This is a genomic window from Gelidimonas denitrificans, assembly GCF_055694065.1.
The window spans coordinates 264593-286549 of sequence record NZ_CM146350.1; the positions used below are offsets into that span (position 1 = coordinate 264593).

General features: G+C 56.9%; 20 protein-coding genes. 17 read left to right on the forward strand and 3 right to left on the reverse strand.

What is annotated here, in order from left to right:
- Nucleotides 1–21 precede the first annotated feature (21 nt).
- Both FKCLFG_RS01275 and FKCLFG_RS01280 read left to right on the forward strand, forming a co-directional pair.
- Nucleotides 22–1143: an aminopeptidase gene (locus FKCLFG_RS01275; RefSeq protein ID WP_472614443.1), complete on the forward strand. Its 1122-nt coding sequence runs from the start codon at nucleotides 22–24 to the stop codon at nucleotides 1141–1143.
- A gap of 191 nt (nucleotides 1144–1334) precedes the next feature.
- The gene (locus FKCLFG_RS01280; RefSeq protein WP_472614444.1) at nucleotides 1335–3017 is read left to right on the forward strand and encodes a long-chain-fatty-acid--CoA ligase; all 1683 of its coding nucleotides are present in this window, start codon (nucleotides 1335–1337) and stop codon (nucleotides 3015–3017) included.
- A 109-nt stretch (nucleotides 3018–3126) separates the two neighbouring features.
- Here the strand turns inward: FKCLFG_RS01280 and FKCLFG_RS01285 are convergent, their stop codons facing one another.
- The 3 genes from FKCLFG_RS01285 to FKCLFG_RS01295 form a co-directional block, all read right to left on the reverse strand.
- The gene (locus FKCLFG_RS01285) at nucleotides 3127–4197 is read right to left on the reverse strand and encodes a flavodoxin family protein (RefSeq protein WP_472614445.1); all 1071 of its coding nucleotides are present in this window, start codon (nucleotides 4195–4197) and stop codon (nucleotides 3127–3129) included.
- Nucleotides 4198–4281: 84 nt separating this feature from the next.
- On the reverse strand, nucleotides 4282–4737 hold the full coding sequence (locus FKCLFG_RS01290) for a hypothetical protein (RefSeq protein ID WP_472614446.1): 456 nt from the start codon (nucleotides 4735–4737) through the stop codon (nucleotides 4282–4284).
- A 505-nt stretch (nucleotides 4738–5242) separates the two neighbouring features.
- Nucleotides 5243–5701 (reverse strand): acyl-CoA thioesterase, encoded by a 459-nt coding sequence (locus FKCLFG_RS01295; RefSeq protein WP_472615894.1) that lies wholly within the window; start codon nucleotides 5699–5701, stop codon nucleotides 5243–5245.
- A 112-nt stretch (nucleotides 5702–5813) separates the two neighbouring features.
- On the opposite strand from FKCLFG_RS01295, the gene FKCLFG_RS01300 reads away from it, so the two are divergent.
- The 15 genes from FKCLFG_RS01300 (at nucleotide 5814) to FKCLFG_RS01370 (ending at nucleotide 21956) form a co-directional block, all read left to right on the forward strand.
- Entirely contained in the window at nucleotides 5814–7673 is a 1860-nt protein-coding gene (locus tag FKCLFG_RS01300) for an ABCB family ABC transporter ATP-binding protein/permease (RefSeq protein WP_472614447.1), read from the forward strand.
- A 6-nt stretch (nucleotides 7674–7679) separates the two neighbouring features.
- The gene (locus FKCLFG_RS01305) at nucleotides 7680–8651 is read left to right on the forward strand and encodes a LysR family transcriptional regulator (RefSeq protein WP_472614448.1); all 972 of its coding nucleotides are present in this window, start codon (nucleotides 7680–7682) and stop codon (nucleotides 8649–8651) included.
- A 249-nt stretch (nucleotides 8652–8900) separates the two neighbouring features.
- On the forward strand, nucleotides 8901–10184 hold the full coding sequence (locus FKCLFG_RS01310; RefSeq protein WP_472614449.1) for a Glu/Leu/Phe/Val family dehydrogenase: 1284 nt from the start codon (nucleotides 8901–8903) through the stop codon (nucleotides 10182–10184).
- Nucleotides 10185–10545: 361 nt separating this feature from the next.
- Nucleotides 10546–11487: an amino acid ABC transporter substrate-binding protein gene (locus tag FKCLFG_RS01315; protein ID WP_472615895.1), complete on the forward strand. Its 942-nt coding sequence runs from the start codon at nucleotides 10546–10548 to the stop codon at nucleotides 11485–11487.
- Between the two features lie 134 nt (nucleotides 11488–11621).
- A complete protein-coding gene (locus tag FKCLFG_RS01320; protein WP_472614450.1) occupies nucleotides 11622–12371 on the forward strand; it encodes an amino acid ABC transporter permease in 750 nt (249 codons plus the stop codon).
- Between the two features lie 2 nt (nucleotides 12372–12373).
- Nucleotides 12374–13069 carry an amino acid ABC transporter permease gene (locus FKCLFG_RS01325; RefSeq protein ID WP_472614451.1) on the forward strand — a complete coding sequence of 232 codons (696 nt, stop codon included), beginning with the start codon at nucleotides 12374–12376 and terminating at the stop codon, nucleotides 13067–13069.
- A gap of 70 nt (nucleotides 13070–13139) precedes the next feature.
- Nucleotides 13140–13865: an amino acid ABC transporter ATP-binding protein gene (locus FKCLFG_RS01330; RefSeq protein ID WP_472614452.1), complete on the forward strand. Its 726-nt coding sequence runs from the start codon at nucleotides 13140–13142 to the stop codon at nucleotides 13863–13865.
- A 579-nt stretch (nucleotides 13866–14444) separates the two neighbouring features.
- On the forward strand, nucleotides 14445–15941 hold the full coding sequence (locus tag FKCLFG_RS01335) for a DUF4331 domain-containing protein (protein ID WP_472614453.1): 1497 nt from the start codon (nucleotides 14445–14447) through the stop codon (nucleotides 15939–15941).
- Between the two features lie 10 nt (nucleotides 15942–15951).
- Entirely contained in the window at nucleotides 15952–16218 is a 267-nt protein-coding gene (locus tag FKCLFG_RS01340) for a hypothetical protein (protein WP_472614454.1), read from the forward strand.
- A gap of 139 nt (nucleotides 16219–16357) precedes the next feature.
- Complete coding sequence (locus tag FKCLFG_RS01345) at nucleotides 16358–17542, forward strand: hypothetical protein (RefSeq protein WP_472614455.1); 1185 nt, start codon at nucleotides 16358–16360, stop codon at nucleotides 17540–17542.
- 1 nt (nucleotide 17543) lies between these two features.
- Complete coding sequence (locus FKCLFG_RS01350) at nucleotides 17544–18683, forward strand: HupE/UreJ family protein (RefSeq protein WP_472614456.1); 1140 nt, start codon at nucleotides 17544–17546, stop codon at nucleotides 18681–18683.
- Between the two features lie 167 nt (nucleotides 18684–18850).
- Entirely contained in the window at nucleotides 18851–19900 is a 1050-nt protein-coding gene (gene pyrC, locus FKCLFG_RS01355; RefSeq protein ID WP_472614457.1) for a dihydroorotase, read from the forward strand.
- 127 nt (nucleotides 19901–20027) lie between these two features.
- Nucleotides 20028–20864 carry a DUF3025 domain-containing protein gene (locus FKCLFG_RS01360; RefSeq protein WP_472614458.1) on the forward strand — a complete coding sequence of 279 codons (837 nt, stop codon included), beginning with the start codon at nucleotides 20028–20030 and terminating at the stop codon, nucleotides 20862–20864.
- Nucleotides 20865–21021: 157 nt separating this feature from the next.
- Nucleotides 21022–21564, forward strand: a complete 543-nt coding sequence (locus FKCLFG_RS01365) for an iron transporter (protein WP_472614459.1) — start codon at nucleotides 21022–21024, stop codon at nucleotides 21562–21564.
- 59 nt (nucleotides 21565–21623) lie between these two features.
- Nucleotides 21624–21956, forward strand: a complete 333-nt coding sequence (locus FKCLFG_RS01370) for a cupredoxin domain-containing protein (RefSeq protein WP_472614460.1) — start codon at nucleotides 21624–21626, stop codon at nucleotides 21954–21956.
- The last annotated feature ends 1 nt before the right edge of the window (nucleotide 21957 follow it).

Here is a 21957-nt window from a genome sequence, read left to right on the forward strand (position 1 = left end):
AAAACCCGTGCAAAAACCAGCATGAAAACGCCTTGGCGCATGGCCGCCATGGCCGGCCTGTGCGGCTTGCTGTGCAGTTGTGCGCAAGTGGGCTATCTGGTGCAAGCCGCACATGGACAATCCGCGCTGCTGTCAGCGGCGCGGCCGATCGACGATTGGCTGGCCGATCCGCAAGCCGACCGGAGTTTGAAGAACAAACTCGTCACCGCCCAGGCCATCCGCGCCTTTGCGGTGCGCGAACTGGCGCTGCCGGACAACGCCAGCTACACCACTTACGCTGCGCTGCGGCGGCCGTTCGTGCTGTGGAACGTGATCGCCACACCCGCCTTGTCGCTGCAGCCGAAACAATGGTGTTTTCCGGTGGCTGGCTGCGTCAGTTATCGCGGCTATTACCAACAGGAACAAGCCGAGGCCGAGGCGCTGAAATTGCGCGCCGAAGGGTATGACGTGCAGGTTACAGGGGTGCCGGCTTACTCGACGCTGGGCTGGTTCAAGGACCCGGTGATTTCCACTTTCATTCACTATCCGGATGCCGAACTGGCGCGGCTGATTTTTCACGAGCTGGCGCATCAGGTGGTGTATGCGCCGGGCGATTCGGCGTTCAACGAATCCTTTGCGACCGCGGTGGAGCAGGCCGGTTTGCAGCGCTGGCTTGCAGTGCATGGCGACGCCAAGATGCGCCAAGCGTACCTGGTGTATGCAGCGCGCAAGCGGGATTTTCTGGCGTTGCTGCTGCGGCATCGGCAGGCCTTGGAAGCCAACTATGCAGGCAAAGTTTTTGATGCGGAAAAATTGCTGCACAAGGCTGAAATCTTCCAGACGTTGCAGCAGGAATATCAAACCCTGAAACAATCGTGGGGCGGTTATGCCGGCTACGACCGCTGGTTTGCCGAGCCGCTGTCGAACGCCCATCTGGCGGCGCTGGCGACTTATCATGATTTGGTGCCGGGGTTCCGCGCTTTGCTGCAAAAAGACCAGCGTTTCGAGCGTTTTTATGCGGACGTCAAGACCTTGGCGCATCTCGACCGGCAGCAGCGCCACCAGCGCTTGCAGGAATTTGCAGGGGCCCGGAGCGTTGCCTGTGTTGGCGATTCATCGTTGTCAAAAAGTAATGTCCAGTCGGATCTGTCGTCGGCGTGTTGAAGGCCAGCGCACAACGGCGATTTCCAACTAAGCATGTTGCATTGCAACGCATTTTGCAGGTAGAGAACTTACTCTGTAATTGTGCAAAGGGCTTGCGCCGGCACGCGGCGACCGATAGGATTGCAAAATAAAAAGAAACAACCGTGCTTTTTATGGAACCTGATAATAACAATCGAGACAAGGGATTTACCATGGATAAAATCTGGCTGAAACACTACCCGGCAGGTGTACCTAGCGAAATCGACTTCACCGAATATCGCTCGCTGACGCAGTTGTTCGACGAGGCATTTCATAAATATGCAGCGCGCAACGCCTTCGTCTGCATGGATAAATTTCTCACTTACGGCGAAGTGGATGGGCTTTCCAGGAAATTCGGCGCTTGGTTGCAAGGCCTCGGTCTGGCAAAAGGCGCGCGGGTCGCCATCATGATGCCGAACGTGCTGCAGTATCCGGTGGCGGTTGCAGCCATCCTGCGGGCCGGCTACACGGCAGTCAACGTCAACCCGCTTTACACCCCGCGCGAACTGGAGCATCAGCTCAAGGATAGCGGCGCCGAAGCCATCATCATCCTGGAAAATTTCGCCACCACGCTAGAGCAAGTGATCGCCAAAACCAGCATCAAGCATGTGGTGGTGGCCAGCATGGGCGATCTGCTGGGCGGCATGAAAGGCGCCATCGTCAATTTCGTGGTGCGCAATGTAAAGAAAATGGTGCCGGCGTACAGCTTGCCGAACGCGATCCGCTTCAACCGGATGATGTCGGATGCCGCCAGCATGAGCTTGCGCCCGGTCGAGCTTAATCACGACGATATCGCATTTCTGCAGTACACCGGCGGCACCACCGGCCTGTCCAAAGGTGCGATGCTGTCGCATCGCAATGTGATCGCCAATGTGCTGCAAAATGAGGCATGGCTGCAACCGGCTATAACTAAAGAGCCGCGCGTTGATCAGTTGACGATGGTGTGCGCGCTGCCGCTGTACCACATCTTTGCGCTGACGATTTGCGGTCTGCTGGGCACCCGCATCGGGGCCCTCAATATCCTGGTGCCGAATCCGCGTGACTTCGCCGGCTTCATCAAGGAATTATCGAAATACAAATTCAATGTTTTCCCGGCCGTCAATACGCTGTTCAATGCGCTGCTAAATACCCCCGGCTTCGACAAGCTCGATTTCTCCGGCCTCAAGATATCCAACGGCGGCGGCATGGCAGTGCAGAAAGTGGTCGCCGATAAATGGTTCAAGATAACCGGTTGCCCGATTACCGAAGGCTACGGTTTGTCCGAGACCTCGCCGGTAGCCACCGCCAATCCGGCCGACAGCACCGAATTTTCCGGCACCATCGGGCTGCCGATCCCGTCCACCGAAGTCGCCATTCTCGATGACAACGGCCAGCCGGTGCCGCTAGGCCAGAGCGGCGAGATCGCGATCCGCGGTCCGCAAGTGATGGTCGGCTATTGGCAGCGTCCTGACGAAACCGCGCAAGTGATGACGCCGGACGGATTTTTCAAATCGGGCGATATCGGCGTCATGGATGCGCGCGGCTATACCTGCATCGTCGATCGCAAAAAAGACATGATTCTGGTGTCCGGGTTTAATGTCTATCCGACCGAGATCGAAGGCGTGGTGGCCGAGCACCCGGGCGTGATGGAGTGCGCCTGCATCGGGGTGCCGGATGAACATTCGGGCGAAGCGGTGAAGCTGTTTGTGGTGCGCAAGGATACCTCCCTGACAGTCGAAGAACTGCAGCGCTTTTGCAAGGAACAGTTGACCGGTTACAAGCGGCCGAAGTACATCGAGTTCCGCACCGAGCTGCCAAAGACCAACGTTGGTAAAATCCTGCGCCGCCAGTTGCGCGAGGAGAAAAAAGCTGCTTGAGAAATGAAGCATCTTCTGTCGTGCCAGTAAAAAAACCGCCTTTTCGAAGGCGGTTTTTTATCGGAAAAGCATATTATTTGCGAGATTTTCGTCGATTGATTTATTTGACTTATTTTGGTCTTGGCCGATCCAAATCAGCGTCCGGCGTCGACAGACTTCCTGCTCTTATTTCGGCCACCGCATTCACCACGGCGCTGGCAACATTGCGCACCTCCTGCTGCATCGCCAGGTCGCGATCCAGGACTTCGTGGCTTTCTGCATACGATTCGTAATAGCCGACAAACCGGTCCAGCCGCGATAATGCGCCGGCATCGATCAAGCCCATCCAGTCCAGCCAATCCGACAATCCCCGGCGTACGCCTTCTATGCCGGCGACATCGCCATGCACTACCAAGCCATAGGCGCGGCCAGCCAGATGCTTGGGGTAAGGCCAACCCTTGAGTTCCAATTCCTTGGCTTTTTTTGCGTTCTTGCCTGAGGTAGTGGTCGGGTCCGGATTGCCGCCGTCGGCACACACCAGTCTGTCTATCATCTGCTTCAAGACCCCGGGCGTCTGGTACCAGTACACCGGCGTCATGATGATGACCGCGTGCGCCGCGACCCATTTTTCATAGATCTCGGCCATCCAGTCATTGGTCTGGCGCTGGCCGTGATTGGGGTAGCAACTGCAAGGCCAATGACAGAGCGGCATCGCGGTCGAGACACAGCCTTTGCAAGGATAAATATGCTTGTCGTAGGATGAAATGAGCTGGCTGAGGTCCAGCAGATCGACTTCTACATCGCTGGCTTCCAGTGTTTCAGCGGCGAATTTAACCATCCGGAAAGTCTTGGAAATTTCGCCAGGGCAACTGCCGTCATTGCGTGCCGAGCCGCAGATCAACAACACCCTGGATTGGGTGGTAGGATCTTTTTGCCTGGTCTCCGCCGCGATCAATCTGTCGCGGGTAGCTTTCCATTCCACCGATATATCATAATCAGGGTCGGCAAATTCAGGTCCCGCCTTTGCGGTGATTGGAGCCTTGTTGCCGTTGATGTAATTTTCCCAGGCCACCTGCTCAATTTTAGCGATTTCCGGCTGCACCGCATCAAACGTGGGGTCTACAAAAGAGCGTCGGAATTCGAGGTGAAATTCATCTCTTTTAAGCACTGCAGGCGCTTGGCCTTTACGCGGTTCCGTCACGGTAATCTCCTGTTGCGATTTGAGGAGCGGCTGTTTTCGGTTATTTAAAGATTTTGATTTCTTCGGCGCAGAGCGGGTGACCGCTCAGGACAGCGCCGGCGTGCCCCCGACTGCGCCGGGTTTGCCTGTCGCTTCAACCATTGATGCGCCGATGATCTGCTGCGCGTAAGACGTCCCTTCCTCGGTGGCGGCATGGGCGACCAGGACCACATGGCCGGAGGCCAGCGCATCCTTGACCAAATCGGAGATATCACCCTTGCTGCTTTTGGCGCCGGTTGCCACACCGACGATGCCGCCGAGGCCAGCTCCCCAGCCGAGCATGGCGAGCGCGCCGACCACCGGGCTCGCCATGAACAGGCTGATGTTCGCCGCCGCCAGCGCGATGGTGCCGGCCGCGCCGGCGAGCGTGCCGACTGCAGTTCCAATCGCACCCTCCCGCAGCACTTCCTTCAACACGTCGTCACTGTCGGCCTTGGCCTCCTGGCCCGCTTCGTCGTTGGCGCTGCCGGGCTCCAGTATCTTCACATTCTCCGGAGGCATGCCGTGTTCGGTGAGTTGGGCAGCTGCGGCTTCGGCCGCCGCGCGCGTGGCGTAAATGCCCAATACCCGGTGCAGGTAGTTTTCCATTGCGTTGCTCCTGTTCGCCTGACGGCGCCATTAACAAGCTGTTTTTTTGAGGAGGGATGCGATCCATATCGGGCAAGAATTGTTGATGCATTGTTGATGTTTACATACGATATGTGGGACAGTTATAGTGCATTGACATGCTGTAGTCAATCTTTGAATTCTAGTATCTATTGCGCCTACTGCAAGAGGCTTTCAGGCCGAAGTTGTTGTAGGAGCGGACCTGGCCGCGACCAACGGCTGCAGTCTGGCGACTGCTTTCGCACCCGGCTGCGCTCCGACAAAATTCTGCCACCGCATTTTGCTTGATATGGTTCTGAATAAATGCATGAAAACGTAATATTAGCGGGGTATATCAAAAAATACGACTAATACGCACGTCCTAAAAGCGCATTAGAAAAATACAATATCAAGTATGTTTTTAATGCGCAGTATCGTCGGCTGGTGTCGTGAGCGATTTCAGCGGTGGAATCTGGCGCGGTTTGCGGTCTTCGCTGGTGGCTACGTAGGTCAGGGTGGCTTCGGTGACTTTGACCGTTTCGGCTTCCAGCCGGTTGCGCTCCGCATACACTTCGACGTTGACGGTGATCGAGGTGTTGCCGACCCGGACCACTTCGGCATAGAACGACAGCAAATCGCCGACGAATACCGGATGCTTGAACAGGAAGGAATTCACCGCGATGGTCGCGACCCGGCCATTGGCGCGCCGGGTGGCGGGAATCGCGCCAGCGATATCGACCTGGGACATGATCCAGCCGCCGAAAACGTCGCCGTGGATATTCGCATCCGACGGCATCGGCATCACGCGCAGCGTTGGCATCAGGCCTGGAGGCAAGCCTGTGTGGATGGTGGTTGTGGTTTTGTTGGCTGGCGTCGGCATCATGGATTTTCTCGGAAGGGCTACAATTCAGGGCTGTTGTTTTCTATAGGATTTTTGCGCAACAGTCGCGCAAAATCCTCCCTGATTGAATCATAAAAGAGCCATTCGTGCCATGCGTCGTCACTCTAGTTCACCGCCACCTCCCGCCTCGCAAGGCCACCGCAACGACTGGGCCACGCTAAAAACCCTGTTTCCCTATTTGTGGGTATACAAATGGCGGGTGATTTTTGCGCTGCTGTTTCTGGTCGGCGCGAAACTGGCCAATGTCGGCGTGCCGCTGGTGCTGAAAGCCCTGGTCGACCGCATGACGCTCAGTGCAACCGATCCGCACGCGTTGCTGGTGTTGCCGCTCGGGATCCTGGTGGCGTATGGTGTGCTGCGGATGGCGACCACGTTGTTTACGGAATTGCGCGAATTCATTTTCGCCAAGGTCACGCAGCGGGCGGTGCGCACCATCGCGCTGCGGGTGTTCCGGCATTTGCATGCGTTGTCGCTGCGGTTCCACCTGAACCGGCAGACCGGCGGCATGACGCGCGATATCGAACGCGGCACGCGCGGCATCTCGACGCTGGTGTCGTTTACGCTATTTAATATCCTGCCGACTTTGATTGAAATCGCGCTGGTGCTCGGTTATCTGGCGCTGCATTACGACATCTGGTTTTCGGTCATTACGGTGGTGGCGCTGGTTTCCTATATCGGCTTTACCGTGCTGGTGACCGAGTGGCGCACGCATTTTCGCCGCACCATGAACGATCTGGAGTCGAAAGCCAGCACCAAGGCGATGGATTCGCTGATCAATTACGAGACGGTCAAGTATTTCGGCAACGAAGCTTACGAGGCCAATCGCTACGATGAGGGCTTGCAGGGTTATGAAGCTGCTGCGGTGAAGTCGCAGACCTCGCTATCGCTGCTCAACACCGGTCAGTCGATCATCATCGCCACTGCGGTCACGCTGATTCTGTGGCGCGCGACCCAGGGCGTGATCGACGGCACGATGACGCTGGGCGATCTGGTGCTGGTCAACGCTTTCATGATTCAGTTGTATATTCCGCTGAATTTTCTGGGCGTGATTTATCGCGAAATCAAGCAAAGCCTGGCCGACATGGAGCGGCTGTTCGCGCTGCTGGACCAAAACCGCGAGGTGGCCGACAGCGCCGACGCCAAACCGCTGCAGGTCAAGGGCGCCGAGCTGCGCTTTTCGCATATCGATTTCAGTTACGAGCCGAACCGGCAGATTTTGTTCGATGTCGATTTCACGATTCCCGCCGGCACCACGACGGCGGTGGTCGGCCATAGCGGCTCGGGCAAATCGACGCTGTCGCGGCTGCTGTTCCGTTTTTATGATCTGGACGCCGGCAGCATCACGATCGATGGCCAGAATCTGCGCGACGTCACGCAAGGCTCCTTGCGCGGCGCGATTGGCATCGTGCCGCAGGATACCGTGCTGTTCAATGACACGATCGAATACAACATCGCCTACGGCAAGCCGGGCGCCGGCAAGGAAGAGATCGTCAGCGCGGCCAAGGCGGCGTATATCCACGACTTCATAGAAAGCTTGCCGGACGGGTACGCCACAAGGGTCGGCGAGCGCGGCCTGAAGCTGTCGGGCGGCGAAAAACAGCGGGTAGCGATTGCCCGCACCGTGCTGAAAGACCCGGCGATTCTGGTTTTCGATGAAGCCACCTCGGCGCTGGATTCCAAATCCGAGCAAGCAATTCAGGCGCAACTCAAAGAGATCGCCAAAAACCGCACCACGCTGGTGATTGCGCATCGCCTGTCGACCATCGCCGACGCCCAGCAGATTCTGGTGCTCGACCACGGCCGCATCATCGAGCGCGGCACCCATACCGCGCTGCTGGCGGCGGATGGCGCTTATGCGCAAATGTGGCAGCGCCAACAGGCGCGCCAGGATGAATTGCTGGACTCGCCGTCGGCGGGTGCGTCCGATCCCGAGCAGATGGCTGTCGTCTAGGAAGCTATGGATACCAAATGGCTTGAAGATTTTATTTCTCTGGCGGAAACCGGCAGTTTTAGCCGTTCCGCTGCGCTGCGCCATGTCACGCAGCCGGCGTTTTCACGGCGCATTCAATCGCTCGAATCGTGGCTCGGCACCGATCTGATCGACCGCACTTCGTACCCGACCCGGCTGACGTCAGCCGGTGACGTGTTTTACGAGCAATCGTTGGAAGTGCTGGGACAGATCAATAATGCCCGGGCGCTGTTGCGCGGCAAGCACAAGACGGCTCTGACCACCATCGATTTCGCAGTGCCGCACACCTTGTCGCTGACTTATATGCCGAAGTGGATGACCGCGCTGGAAGACGGTTTCGGCCACATCAGCACCCGTCTGATTGCGCTCAATGTGCATGACGCGGTGATGACGTTAGTCGAAGGCGGCTGCGATTTGCTGCTCTGCTACCACCATCCGCTGCAGCCGCTGCAGCTCGATCCCAGCCGCTATGACATGCTCACGCTGGGGCGCGAATCACTGCGCGCGTATTCCCGTTGCGACAAGACGGCGACGCCGAAATTTCTGCTGCCGGGCAGCAGTGCGGCGCCGCTGCCATTTCTGTCGTATACCAATAATGCCTATTTCGGCCGCATGGTGGAGCTGATTCTGGCCAATACCAAAACCGTCCTGCATCTGGATAAATGCTATGAAACCGATATGGCCGAAGGCTTGAAAATGATGGCGCTGGAAGGACGCGGCGTGGCGTTTTTGCCGGAATCCGCGGTGACGCGCGAGCTGAAGGACAAGCGCCTAGCGCGGGCCGACGGCGGCAGCGGCAGCGACAGTAGCGCTTGGGAGGTCGAAATGGAGATCCGCTTATATCGCGAGCGACCTTCTGTGCTGCATCCGGGCAAGCCGCTGGTCGCGCGCATGTGGGAGTATTTGCTGCGCCGCAGTCAGACGGAAGTGCCGCTGAAATCGAAGCGGAAACCGGCCTGATTCTTTGCGAATCCTGATATTTCCGGGGAAATATTCCAGTTGTGAAATAACGCACCAATATGTTTACTTGCAACTATGTGCATATTGCATAGTTGCATGCATACAAAGCATTTGCCTTGGCAGGGAGCGCCCCTTTACGATGCTGTGTCGCCTTGCTACAGCAGCCGTTTGCTTAATGTTTGCTTCGTTTGCTTAATTATTGGCGTATAAAATTTCCGGCGTATAAATTTTCAGGGAGCGGTTCTCACCATGTCCAGCAAGCACATTATTCCCTCGTATCTTGATCCCAGCAATTTAGGCCCTTGGGGTGTGTATCTCGAGCAAATCGATCGCGTCACGCCTTATCTCGGCTCTCTGGCGCGTTGGGTGGAAACGCTCAAGCGTCCCAAGCGCATCCTGATCGTCGATGTGCCGATCGAGCGCGATGACGGCAGCGTCGCGCACTTCGAGGGCTACCGGGTCCAGCACAATCTGTCGCGCGGCCCCGGCAAAGGCGGCGTGCGTTTCCATCAGGATGTGACGCTGTCGGAAGTGATGGCCTTGTCGGCCTGGATGACGGTCAAAAATGCTGCGGTGAACGTTCCTTACGGCGGCGCCAAAGGCGGCATCCGGGTCGATCCCAAGACGCTTTCGAAAGGCGAGCTGCAGCGCATGACGCGCCGCTACACCAGCGAAATCGGCATCATCATCGGCCCCACCAAGGATATTCCGGCACCCGACGTCAACACCAACGAGCAAACCATGGCGTGGATGATGGACACGTACTCGATGAACGTGGGTGGCACCGCAACCGGGGTTGTTACCGGCAAGCCGATTTCCCTGGGCGGCAGTCTGGGACGGCGCGAAGCGACCGGACGCGGCGTGTATGTGGTCGGTTGCGAGGCGGCAGAAAAACGTGGCATGGAAATCAAGGGCGCACGCGTTGCGGTTCAGGGTTTTGGCAACGTCGGCGGGATTGCGGCACGATTATTCGCCGAAGCGGGCGCCAGGGTGGTGGCGGTGCAAGATCATGTCAGCACCATATATGACGAGCGAGGCCTGGATGTGCCGGCATTGCTGGCGCATGTGGCCGAAAACGGTAGCGTCGAAGGTTTTGCTGCTGAAGCGGTGCTCAAGAGCGAACAGTTCTGGGGCGTCGATTGCGACATCCTGATTCCTGCCGCGCTGGAGCAGCAGATCAACGCCTCGAATGCGCACCTGATTCGTGCAAAAATCATCCTGGAAGGCGCCAATGGCCCGACTACCCCAGAGGCCGACGATATTTTGCACGAGAAGGGTGTGCTGATCGTGCCGGACGTGATTGCCAACGCGGGCGGCGTAACCGTCAGCTACTTTGAGTGGGTGCAGGATTTTTCCAGCTTCTTCTGGAGCGAGGATGAAATCAACCAAAGGCTGACCCGCATCATGCGCGAAGCGTTTAATTCGATATGGGAAGTGGCGCAACAACACAAGACTTCGTTTCGCACCGCAGCTTTCATCGTCGCATGTACGCGCGTGCTGCAGGCGCGTGAAGTGCGCGGTTTGTATCCGTAAGCATGGTCTGAATGACGCCGATATATTTAGGGAAATTATCCCGCGCTATGCGGGATAATTCACGCTAAATAGTTTCTACGTGGTAACCCTTATATACAGCGTTTTTGATTCGGCATAAGTTGTCCTTGCGAATTGATGGCATGAAAAATGCATGCTGCGCATATTGCATATAGTGCGCCGGGCATTTATCATTCCACTGGTTTCATCTCCGCCGGTGGCTGGAATAATTCTTTCTCCGGGAGGAAAAAGGCTTCCGCAGGAGTTGTTCAATAGAACCATCAGCGCACAGATGCTGAGAAATCAGGTGTTATCCATATCACTGAAGTATTTTCAAGGAGTTAGATTCATGCAAATCCATACAATGACAAAATGTGTTGTTGCTCTCATCGGTGCCGGCCTGTTCGCAGGTGCGGTTCAGGCTGCAGAGCTGACCGGTACGCTCAAAAAAATCAAGGATACCGGGACCATCACGTTGGGTGTGCGCGATTCTTCGATTCCGTTTTCTTACCTCGATGACAAACAGTCCTATCAGGGCTATTCAATTGATCTGTGCCTGAAGGCAGCCACCTCGATCCAGAAACAGCTAGGAATGACCGCGCTCAATGTCAAGATGGTTCCGGTCACTTCTGCTACCCGGATCCCTTTGATCTCGAACGGCACCATTGATCTGTCTTGCGGCTCGGCTACCAATAATGCCGAACGCCAGCGCGTCGTGGCTTTCGCTCCGACCATGTTCATTACCGCCAACCGTCTGCTGGCCAAAAAATCAGCCAACATCAAAACGCTGGCAGACATGAAGGGCAAGACCATCGTCTCGACTTCCGGCACTTCGAATCTGAAGCAAATCACGGTATTGAATGGCGAACGTAATCTGGGCATGAATATCCTGGCTGCCAAAGATCATGCCGAGGCATTTTTGATGGTGGAAACCGGGCGCGCAGTGGCGTTTGCGATGGATGACATCCTGTTGTCTTCGCTGGCTGCCAGCTCCAAGGCGCCAGCCGAGTACGCGGTCACCACCGAAGCATTGTCGGTTGAGCCATACGGCATTATCGAACGCCGCAATGACCCTGAATTCAAGAAAGCGGTCGATACAGCATTGTCGAACGTCTACAAATCGGGCGAAATCAACGCAATCTACAAAAAATGGTTCCAGTCTCCAATCCCACCAAAAGGCATCAATCTGAATGTGCCGATGAGTGCGGAATTGAAGGCGGCATTTGCTAAGCCGACCGATTCTGCTGATCCTGCTGCCTACGCCGTCGTACCGGAAGCGCAAAAGGGTTCTTCCAAGAAAAAATAAATTCGGTATTTCCATCAGTAAAATAGGGGGGCGCAAGCCTCCCATTTTTGTTTTAACTGCTGTGGCACGCGCCCTGAAACACTGATGACAGCGCAATAATTCTGGCCCCACTCCCATCAAAGAGGAGATATAAAATGCATTACCCCTGGAACTGGAACATTTACTGGCAAGAATCTCCTGACGGCGTCCATACCTATATGGATACGCTGTTCGCCGGTCTGCAATGGACGCTTGCCACCGCTGTCAGCGCCTGGATCATGGCGCTCATCATCGGCACTGTAATTGGCACCGTGCGCACTATGCCCAACAAGTGGCTGGTGCGCTTGTCGAACGCCTATATCGAATTATTTCGCAATATCCCGCTGATCGTGCAAATGTTCCTGTGGTATTTCGTGATGCCGGAACTGGTTCCGGCAAGCGTCGGCAATGCGCTCAAATCGATGCCAAACGCGTCCTTCATCACGGCCTTTCTGGCGCTGGGATTCTTTACCTCGGCGCGGGTCGCGATCCAGGTTTCGACCGGAATCGAGGCCTTGCCGCGTGGCCAGAAAATGGCGGGAACCGCGCTCGGATTAACCCTACCGCAAACCTATCGCTATGTATTGTTGCCAATGTCGTTTCGCATCATCATTCCGGCGCTTACCAATGAATTTGCGGCGATCATCAAGAACAGTTCGGTAGCGCTGACCATCGGCCTGGTGGAGCTGACTGCCGCCGCTTACTCGATGCGCGAATTCACATTCCAGACTTTCGAATCGCTTACCGCCGCGACCATCATTTACATCATTGTGTCGGCGTTTGCGCTGTTTTTGGCGCACTGGCTGGAACGCAGAACAGCGGTTCCGGGGTTTATTGTCGCCAGCAGCAACACGGGAGGACACTAATCATGTTTGCAAATTTCGATTTCGACGTTATCCAGCGCTCCTGGGTGTACCTGTTTACCACCGGCATGAAGTTCACGCTGACGCTGACCTTCTTTGCGATGCTGGGCGGCATCATATTCGGCACTTTGCTGGCGATGATGCGCTTGTCTCACAACAAAGCGCTTGGGTTTGTCGCCGGCAGTTACGTCAATCTGATCCGCTCGATTCCGTTGATCCTGGTGATCTTCTGGTTTTACTTTCTGGTGCCGTACATCGGCGCCTGGATTACCGGTGCTTCCCAGCCGATTCCGGTCGGCGCATTTTCATCGGCGTTGATTACCTTCGTATTGTTTGAGGCCGCCTATTATTGCGAGATCATGCGCTCCGGAATTAAGTCGATTCCACGCGGCCAGGTTGCAGCCGGCTACGCGATTGGCATGAATTACTGGCAAATGATGGGCAACGTGGTTTTGCCGCAGGCGTTCCGCAACATGATTCCGATTCTGCTCACGCAAACCATCATCCTGTTCCAGGACGTATCGCTGGTGTATGTATTGGGCTCGGTGCCCGACTTTGTCAGTGTGGCGTCGAAGATCGCGCAGCGCGACGGCCGTCTGGTAGAGATGTATTTGTTTGTCGCCGTGGTGTATTTCGTGATGAGTTTCGGCTTGTCCATGCTGGTCAAAAAACTGCAGGCAAAGGTCGCGATCATTCGTTGACAGGTTTACGCACGACTGGCACGACCGATCCAGACACTTGAAACCGCATTCAGAAATTAGGAGAAACAAGATGATTGAACTTAAGAACGTCAGCAAGTGGTATGGCGATTTCCAGGTCTTGGCCGACTGCACAACCGCGGTTGAAAAAGGCGATGTAGTAGTGGTGTGCGGCCCGTCCGGCTCGGGTAAATCGACCCTGATCAAGACCGTCAACGGACTGGAGCCATTTCAGAAAGGCGAAATCATCGTCAACGGCGTCTCGGTTGGCGCGCCCAAGACCAACTTGTCCAAACTGCGTTCGCAGATCGGCATGGTATTCCAGAGCTTCGAATTGTTTCCGCATATGTCGATTACCGAAAATCTGACCATCGGCCAGATCAAGGTGCTCGGGCGCAGCGTCGAGGAAGCGCGCGAGCGCGGCTTCAAATATCTTGAGCGGGTCGGCCTGATCTCGCAAAAGGACAAATTTCCCGGCCAACTCTCGGGCGGCCAGCAACAACGGGTGGCGATTGCGCGTGCGCTATCGATGGACCCGATAGCGATGCTGTTCGACGAACCGACTTCGGCGCTCGATCCCGAGATGATCAACGAAGTGCTGGACGTGATGGTCGGCCTGGCGGAGGAAGGCATGACCATGATGGTCGTCACGCACGAGATGGGGTTCGCCAAAAGAGTCGCGAACCGCGTCATCTTCATGGATCAAGGTCGCATCGTCGAAGACTGCACCAAGGATGAATTTTTCGACACCGAGCGTTCTGAGCGCGCCAAGGATTTCCTGTCGAAAATCATTCATTGATAAATTTTGCTGCGTTGCTGTTCTGCAGGCATCTTGCGCCTGCAGAATTTAATGGGAGTATAGGCAAAAACATTGCCTTTTCAGCATATTAACTATGCAGGAATAAAAAATACAATAGCGGGTATGTTTTCATGGCGTGATTTCATATGGCCGGGTGAGCGGGAGCGCTGCTCCCGTTCCCAAAATTCTCATCATTGACCGGCTTATCTTCAGTTCCCCATAGAATGCCTGGCGCAGCCTGCCTCGGTCAGGTAGTTCTTGCCGTCACCGACTGCCTTACTTGTCCGGTTGCCGCATCGCATCGCAACGCATACGCGGCGGATGGATTGGGCATAAATAGCCATAATGCAACGCGCGCCGTCCTGAACTAAATCAGAATGCAGCTTGATGTAAATCAGTTAACTTTCAGGATTCGGCCTGACGATCGAATCTTTTTTAGGGCTGATTCAGTATATTTACTGAGCTGAAGCCGCATTCATCCATTCATCTTTTGCATCAGCTTCCCCAGCGGTCATTATCAGCAATGCGATATGAGAGCCTCATGTCCCCCTGCAACTTTACTAATGATTGGATCGTGTCATGCACACCACCTTGAGCAGAAAGGTACTGGCAGCCGCCATCGGCGCAATCAGTGCCGCAGCCTGTTTTCCGGCCACGGCTTCGAGTCATCGCGAAGCACCGTTCATCAGCGGCCAGCCGCGCGTGGACGCCACCGATTTTTATATGTTTCGCAGCTACGCGACGGGCCGGCAGGATTATGTGACCCTGATCGCGAATTACATGCCGTTTCAGGACCCGCAGGGCGGTCCGAATTTTTACCAGTTCGATCCCAATGCGCTGTACGAAATCCACGTCGTCAATGACGGCGGCAGCAAAGAAAATATCAGCTTCCGGTTCCGTTTCAAGAGCGCCTCGAAACGCACCGCTTTGCCTGTCGGCGGCAAGCAAACCCTGATTCCGTTGATTAACTCCGGCGTCGTCAGCGGCGTCAATCCGGCGACCTTGAATGTGCGCGAAACCTACACCGTCGATATCGTGCGCGGCGACCGCCGGGTCGGCAACGTGAGCGCCGTCACCAATGCGGCCGGCGGGGCCAGGGAGTTTGACAAGCCGGTCGACAATATCGGCGACAAGTCCTTCGGCAGCGCGACCGCGTATGAAGCCTATGCGAACCAGCATATCTATGACGTGGCGATTCCGGGCTGCGGCAACGGCCGGGTCTTCGTCGGCCAGCGCAAGGAATCGTTCTCGATCGCGGTCGGCCAGATATTCGACTTGTTCAACCTCAACCCGTTGGGGCCGGAAACCGGCAACAAGAACGATCTTGAAAACAAGAACATCAGTTCCATTGCGCTGGAAGTTCCTATTGCCTGCCTGACCAATGGCACTGAACCAGTCATCGGCGGCTTTACTACAGCCAGCGTTCGTCAGGGCCGTTTGATCAACCCGTCGCCGGCATCGGGCAACAACAACGCAGTAAAAGAAGGCGGCCCCTGGGCGCAGGTGTCGCGGCTGGGCATGCCGCTGGTCAATGAAGTCGTGATCGGCATGGACGACAAGGATCGTTTCAACGCATCGCGGCCGAGCGGCGATGCGCAGTTCGCAGATTACGTCACCAATCCTGCGCTGCCGGCGCTGGTCCAATCGTTGTTCCCGACCGCGCCGGCCCCCACCAACTTCCCGCGCACCGATCTGGTGGCGGCGTTCCTGACCGGCATCAAAGGGGTCAATCAGCCGGCAAACGTTAAAGTCAGCGAAATGTTGCGCCTCAATACCGCAGTCCCGATCGCGCCGACGCCGCAAGCCTCGCAAAATCCGCTGGGCGTGGCCGCAGGCGACATGGCGGGATTCCCGAATGGCCGCCGTCCCGCCGATGATGTGGTCGATCTGTCGTTGCGCGTAGCAATGGGGGCGTTGTGCGTGCTGACCGGAGCCACCGACACGCTGGGTGTCGGCTGCAAACCCGCCGATGCACCAGCCGGCGGCGCGGCATTGACGGACGGTGTGCGCAAGGTTGCGACAGACTTCAAACCAGCCTTTCCGTATCTGAACACGCCGCTGCCTGGCAACAACTAAGGAGCCCGCCATGATCACCAAAAAGTCCATGCTGGGTCTCGGCTCGGCACTTGTGCTGTCCATGCTGGCGGCCGGTTGCGGTAGCGACCACGATGATGACCGGCGATTCGACCGCAGCGGCAGGAACAATACTGCCGAACCGGTCGCTGCGCAGGACGCCTTCGTCGATGCCGTGAAAGCGGTAGTCGCGGCAACCTCCGACACCACCGAACCGGGCTCCATCGATGCGATTACGGTAACCAGTCCGAACAATACCGCACCTGTCCCGATCAGCTAGCGTCTTTGTCGTTAAGCGTAGTTGGCACCCGGAAGCTTTAAACGTTGGTGGCGGTCGCAGTTGCCGCTTTCAATGTTTATTCTTCCAGCGTGCCGTCAGCTTCTGTTTCACCGTCGCTTTCTTTGTAACGCGGGCATCCATGACATCCTTCAAAGCCTTGGCAATTGCGCTGTTGTTTTCGGCTGTTGCGCCTTCGATATGGGGTGCGCCACGGATTCCGGCGAGCGACGCCGAAGTGATCGAACATTTACCGCGACGCACCGATCCGGCGCAGCAGGAATTCAGGGCCTTGCGCAGCCGCCTGGCAGCATCGCCCGACGACATGCCGCTGGCGCTGACGCTGGCGCGGCGCTATATCAGTCAGTCGCGCATCGAAGGCGACCCGCGCTATCTCGGTTATGCGCAAGCTGCACTGGCGCCCTGGTATGACAAGGCCGATCCGCCGACGGAAATCCGCGTGATGCGCGCCATGCTGCTGCAAAGCACGCATCAGTTTCCGGCCTCGCTGCGCGATCTGGACGCGGTCTTGAACGCCGATCCGTACAATGCGCAGGCTTGGCTGACCCGAGCTACTGTGCTGCAGGTCATGGGCGAATTTGCGCAAGCCACGCAAAGTTGCAATGCACTGCGCCCGCTGGTGCCGGTCCTGATCACCATTGCTTGTCTGTCGAATGTCGCCAGCCTGAATGGACATGCGCGCCAGAGTTATGCGTACCTGAAATCGGCGCTTGCGATGGCGCCGGATGTCGAACCCGGCATTCGGATATGGGTAACCACTTTGCTGGCCGAAATGGCGCAACGATTAGGCGAATCTCCGGCGGCAGAGGAACACTTCAAAGCTGCGCTCGCGGCTGACGACGCCGACAGTTATCTGCTGGGCGCTTACGCAGATTTTTTACTCGATCAGAAGCGCAACGGCGAAGTGATCCGGCTGCTGAAAGACCAGACGCGGGTCGATGCGCTGTTGTTGCGTTACGCCATTGCCCTCACCTTGCAGCCGGCCGACAGCCGCGCTGCCGCCAATCACATCGCGGCGCTCAGTTCCCGCTTCGCCGCGGCCATGTTGCGTGGCGACACTGCGCATCAGCGCGAACAGGCACGCTTTGAATTGCAACTGATGCATCGTGCACCGTTCGCATTGCAATTGGCGCAGCGCAACTGGGCGATACAAAAAGAGCCGGCGGACGTGCGCATATTTCTTGAAGCCGCGCTCGCCGCGAATGACAAGGCCGCGGCCGCACCGGTGCTGGAGTGGCTGAAAAAGGCCCGGCTCGAGGATCATGCGGTCAATGCGCTGGCAGCCAAATTCGCAACAGGTGTCTGAGATGAAGCGCATTTTGGCAGCCCTGATACTGGCAGCGACCGCATTGATGTGCGCTGCCGCCCATGCCCACAAGCCGAGCGACAGTTATCTGACACTGAAGGTCAGCGACCAGACTGTCGAAGGGCAATGGGACATCGCACTGCGCGATCTCGATTTCGCCATCGGTCTGGACCAGGACGGCAACGGTGAATTGCGCTGGGGCGAGATTCGCGCGCGTCATCGCGACATCGCTGCCTACGCATTGGGGCGTTTGACGCTTGCCAATGCCGGCGCACTCTGCCCGATTACGGCCGGCCAGCAGCAGGTCGACGACCACAGCGATGGCGCTTATGCGGTGCTGCGTTTTAGCGCCCACTGCAATGCGGCAATTGAAAAACTCGATGTCGATTACCGCCTATTGTTTGATATCGATCCGCAGCACAAGGGCTTGCTGCACCTGCAGTCCGGCGCGCAGGCATCGACCGCGATTTTTTCGCCGGATACCGCGCGCCAGACGCTGGTATTGCGCGCGGCCAGCAAATTGGCGCAGTTTGGCGACTACGTTGTGACAGGCATCTGGCACATCTGGAACGGCTTCGATCACATCCTGTTTTTGCTGTCGCTGCTGTTGCCCGCCGTGCTTAAAATAGTCGACCGGCAGCATCGCCCCTCCGACAGCTTCAAGGCATCGTTCTTCGATGTGCTGAAGATCGTCACCGCCTTTACGCTCGCGCATTCGATCACGCTGACGCTGGCAACCTTCCAGGTGATAACGCTACCTTCGCGCTGGGTCGAATCCGCAATCGCCGCCTCGGTCATATTGGCCGCGCTGAACAACTTGCTGCCGCTATTTCAGGGCAAGCGCTGGATGGTGGCGTTTGCCTTCGGTCTGATTCACGGCTTTGGCTTTGCCAGCGTATTGACCGATTTGGGCTTGCCGCAATCTGCGTTATTGCCGGCCTTGGTCGGCTTCAATCTTGGGGTGGAAATAGGACAGCTGGCGATCGTCTCGGTATTTTTGCCGCTGGCGTATGCGATTCGCAAAACAACTTTTTATCGCAGCGCCGTGTTTACCGCTGGTTCCAGCCTGATCGTGCTGATAGCGACGGTATGGCTGGTGGAGCGCGTGTTCGACTTGACGATTTTTTCGGTGTTTGTGTAGGCGAGCTCGGGCTGTTGTCGGTTTCGCTTGACGGCCAATTACGCCGGGCGATTTGTTTGTCACCGGACCGACGCGCACCAATGTCAACGATTATCAGGAGATCCTGATTCTTTAAAAAGTGCAGGCAGGTAAAATGGAGGCACTCCATAGAAAGCGCCGCCATGATCATGACCACCACCACACCGATCGATACACTCACCATCACCCGCCCCGACGATTGGCATTTGCACTTGCGCGACGGCGCGGCGCTGGCTTCCGTGTTGCCGCACAGCGCACGCCAGTTCGGCCGCGCAATCGTGATGCCGAATCTGAAATCGCCGGTCACCACCACCGCGCAAGCGGCGGAATATCGCGAGCGCATTCTGGCTGTTTTGCCCGCCGGCATGGCTTTCGAACCTTTGATGACGCTGTACCTGACCGACAACACGCCGCCGGATGAAATCCTGCGGGCAAAAGACAGCGGCTTCATCCATGCGATCAAACTGTATCCGGCCGGCGCCACCACCAATTCAGACGCCGGCGTGACCGATCTGACCAAGTGCTATAAAACGCTGGAAACGATGCAGGAAATCGGCATGCCGTTTCTGCTGCATGGCGAGGTGACCGATCCGGAAATCGACATTTTCGACCGGGAAGCGGTCTTCATCGAGCGCGTGCTGCAACCGCTGCGCCTGGCGATGCCGGCGCTGAAAATCGTCTTCGAGCACATCACCACCAAGGACGCCGCGCAATACGTGAGCGAGGCCGACGGCCCGATTGCGGCCACCATCACCGCCCATCATTTGTTGTACAACCGCAACGCCATCTTCAAGTGCGGGATTCGCCCGCATTACTTTTGCCTGCCGGTGCTCAAGCGCGAAGAACATCGCCAGGCGCTGGTGACGGTGGCCACCAGCGGCGATGAACGCTTCTTCCTCGGCACCGATTCGGCCCCGCATCCCAAGGGATTGAAGGAAGCCGCCTGCGGTTGCGCCGGTTGCTACACCGCCTTGCACGCGATGGAACTGTATGCGCACGCGTTCGATCTGGCCGGCGCGCTGGACCAGCTGGAAGCGTTTGCCAGTTTCAACGGCCCGGCGTTTTACGACTTGCCGCGCAACGCCGGAACGGTCACCTTGCAGCGCCAGGATTGGACATTGCCGGCTGAACTGCCGCTCGGCGACGCCACCATCATGCCTTTGAACGGCGGCGAAACGATTGCCTGGAAACTGCTGTAGGCGGCTTGCTCGATTCTTTGCAAAATTTGATACAGGGTGCCGTATTTTTATATTCCGCTTTATTAATATGCGGTAATCCCAATATTTTTACCTATACTCCCGCTTATTTTAATTTGATTGGATCTGGATGAACGGGATTCCTGTGGCCGCGACGCTTGAACCTGCACTCGCGGCGGTGCATGCGCCGATAGACTGGACGCGGCCCTGGTTGACGGCAATCCAAGTAGCGGCGCAGCGCGTGACGGGCGCTGCCGACTGGCGGCAGGCGCTCAATGCGTGCGCCGCCGCCGATGGCTTGCGCAACCACGCCGGCTTGCCGCTGTCCTTCGTGCCGCAGGCTGCGTTGCCGGCGGGCGTCGCTTATGAAGCTTTCATCAGCGCCGCCGGTTGCGTGCCGACCCGCGCCAATTTGCACGATTTCTTCAATGCGCTGGTCTGGCTCAGTTTCCCGAACATCAAGCGCCAGCTCAATGCCTTGCAGGCGGCGCAGATCACGCAGTCCGGCGTGGGCAAGGAACGCGGTCCGGCCCGTGACGCGGCCACAATTTTCGATGAAAATTCGGCGCTGCTGGTGGTGTGCGATGCGCCGTCGGGCCGCGCGCTGGTGGACGCGTTGCGCAATCACCAATGGCAGGATGCGTTCATCGAACAGCGCGCCGATTTCGGCAGCGCGGCCGAAGTCTGGCTGTTCGGCCATGCGTTGATGGAAAAACTGGTGTCGCCGTACAAGGCGATCACCGCCCACGCCCGCTTGGTGATGGTGGAGGGCGCTTATTTTGCGCTGGATCCCGCAGCGCGGCGGGACTGGATAGACCGTCAGATCGCGCAGGAACTGACAAACCAAGGCTTGAGCACAGCCGACTTCACGCCGCTGCCGGTACTCGGGGTGCCGGGCTGGTGGCCGGCGCAGGATGCCGCGTTTTACGCCGATGCCAGCGTGTTTCGGCCTAAAAGACAACGCTGAATGTGTTTTGAGAGCATTGCAATTAACGCAAAATATTGTTGCGGCACTTAATCTTACGCAAGTTTTATGCATAAAAACATCAAATACAAATGAGAATGATTATCATTGTTGTGCTAGAATTCTCGCATTCGACCACCGCAATGAAAGCAAGCACCCTATGAAAAAATCCCTCGGCACTCTATTGTTCTCCAGTCTGGCATTGATCGTCAGCACCGCCCACGCGGCTGAAACACCGATTGGCAAGCACCAGATTCTGCACGGCATGGAAATCGGCGCAGTGTATTTGCAACCGATCAAGATGGATCCCGAGGGCATGATGGGCAAAGTCGAGGCTTCCGACATCCACCTCGAAGCCGATATCCATGCGGTCAAGGACAATCCGAACGCGTTTGCCGAAGGCGACTGGATGCCGTATCTGGTCGTGAAATACGAACTGAGCAAGGTCGGCAGCAACTTCAAGGCGGCTGGCGAAATGATGCCGATGCAGGCCAGCGACGGCCCGCACTACGGCGATAACGTGAAGCTGTCCGGCCCCGGCAAATACAAGCTGAAGCTGACCGTGTTGCCGCCTTCGGCCAATACCCACGCCCATTTCGGCCGCCATGTCGACAAGGAAACCGGCGTTGCGCCGTGGTTCAAGACCTTTGACCTGAATTACGATTTCACCTTTGCCGGCACCGGTAAAAAAGGCGGTTATTGATTCATCGATTGATCCATTCATGGCCGGATCGCTGACCCGGCCATGGTTGCGGGGGTGAGATGTTCAAAAAATTAAGTGTGTTTTGCTCGATCCTGTTGCTGGCAGGCGCGGCATCGGCAGGCGAGGATTTGCTGACTTTCGGTCTGAATTGCAACAACGGCGTTTTCACGCCGAAGGTGTTGCAGGTACCAGCCGGCAAGAAATTCAAGCTGGAAATTCATAACGTCGGCACCGAAGCGATCGAATTCGAGAGCAAGCAATTGCGCAAGGAAAAGGCGCTGAACCCGGGCGGAACCTCGTTTGTCGTGATTTACCCGCTGCAACCCGGCGAGTACAAGTATTTCGATGATTTTCATATCAGCGTGGGTCAGGGCAGCATCGTCGCAAAATAAG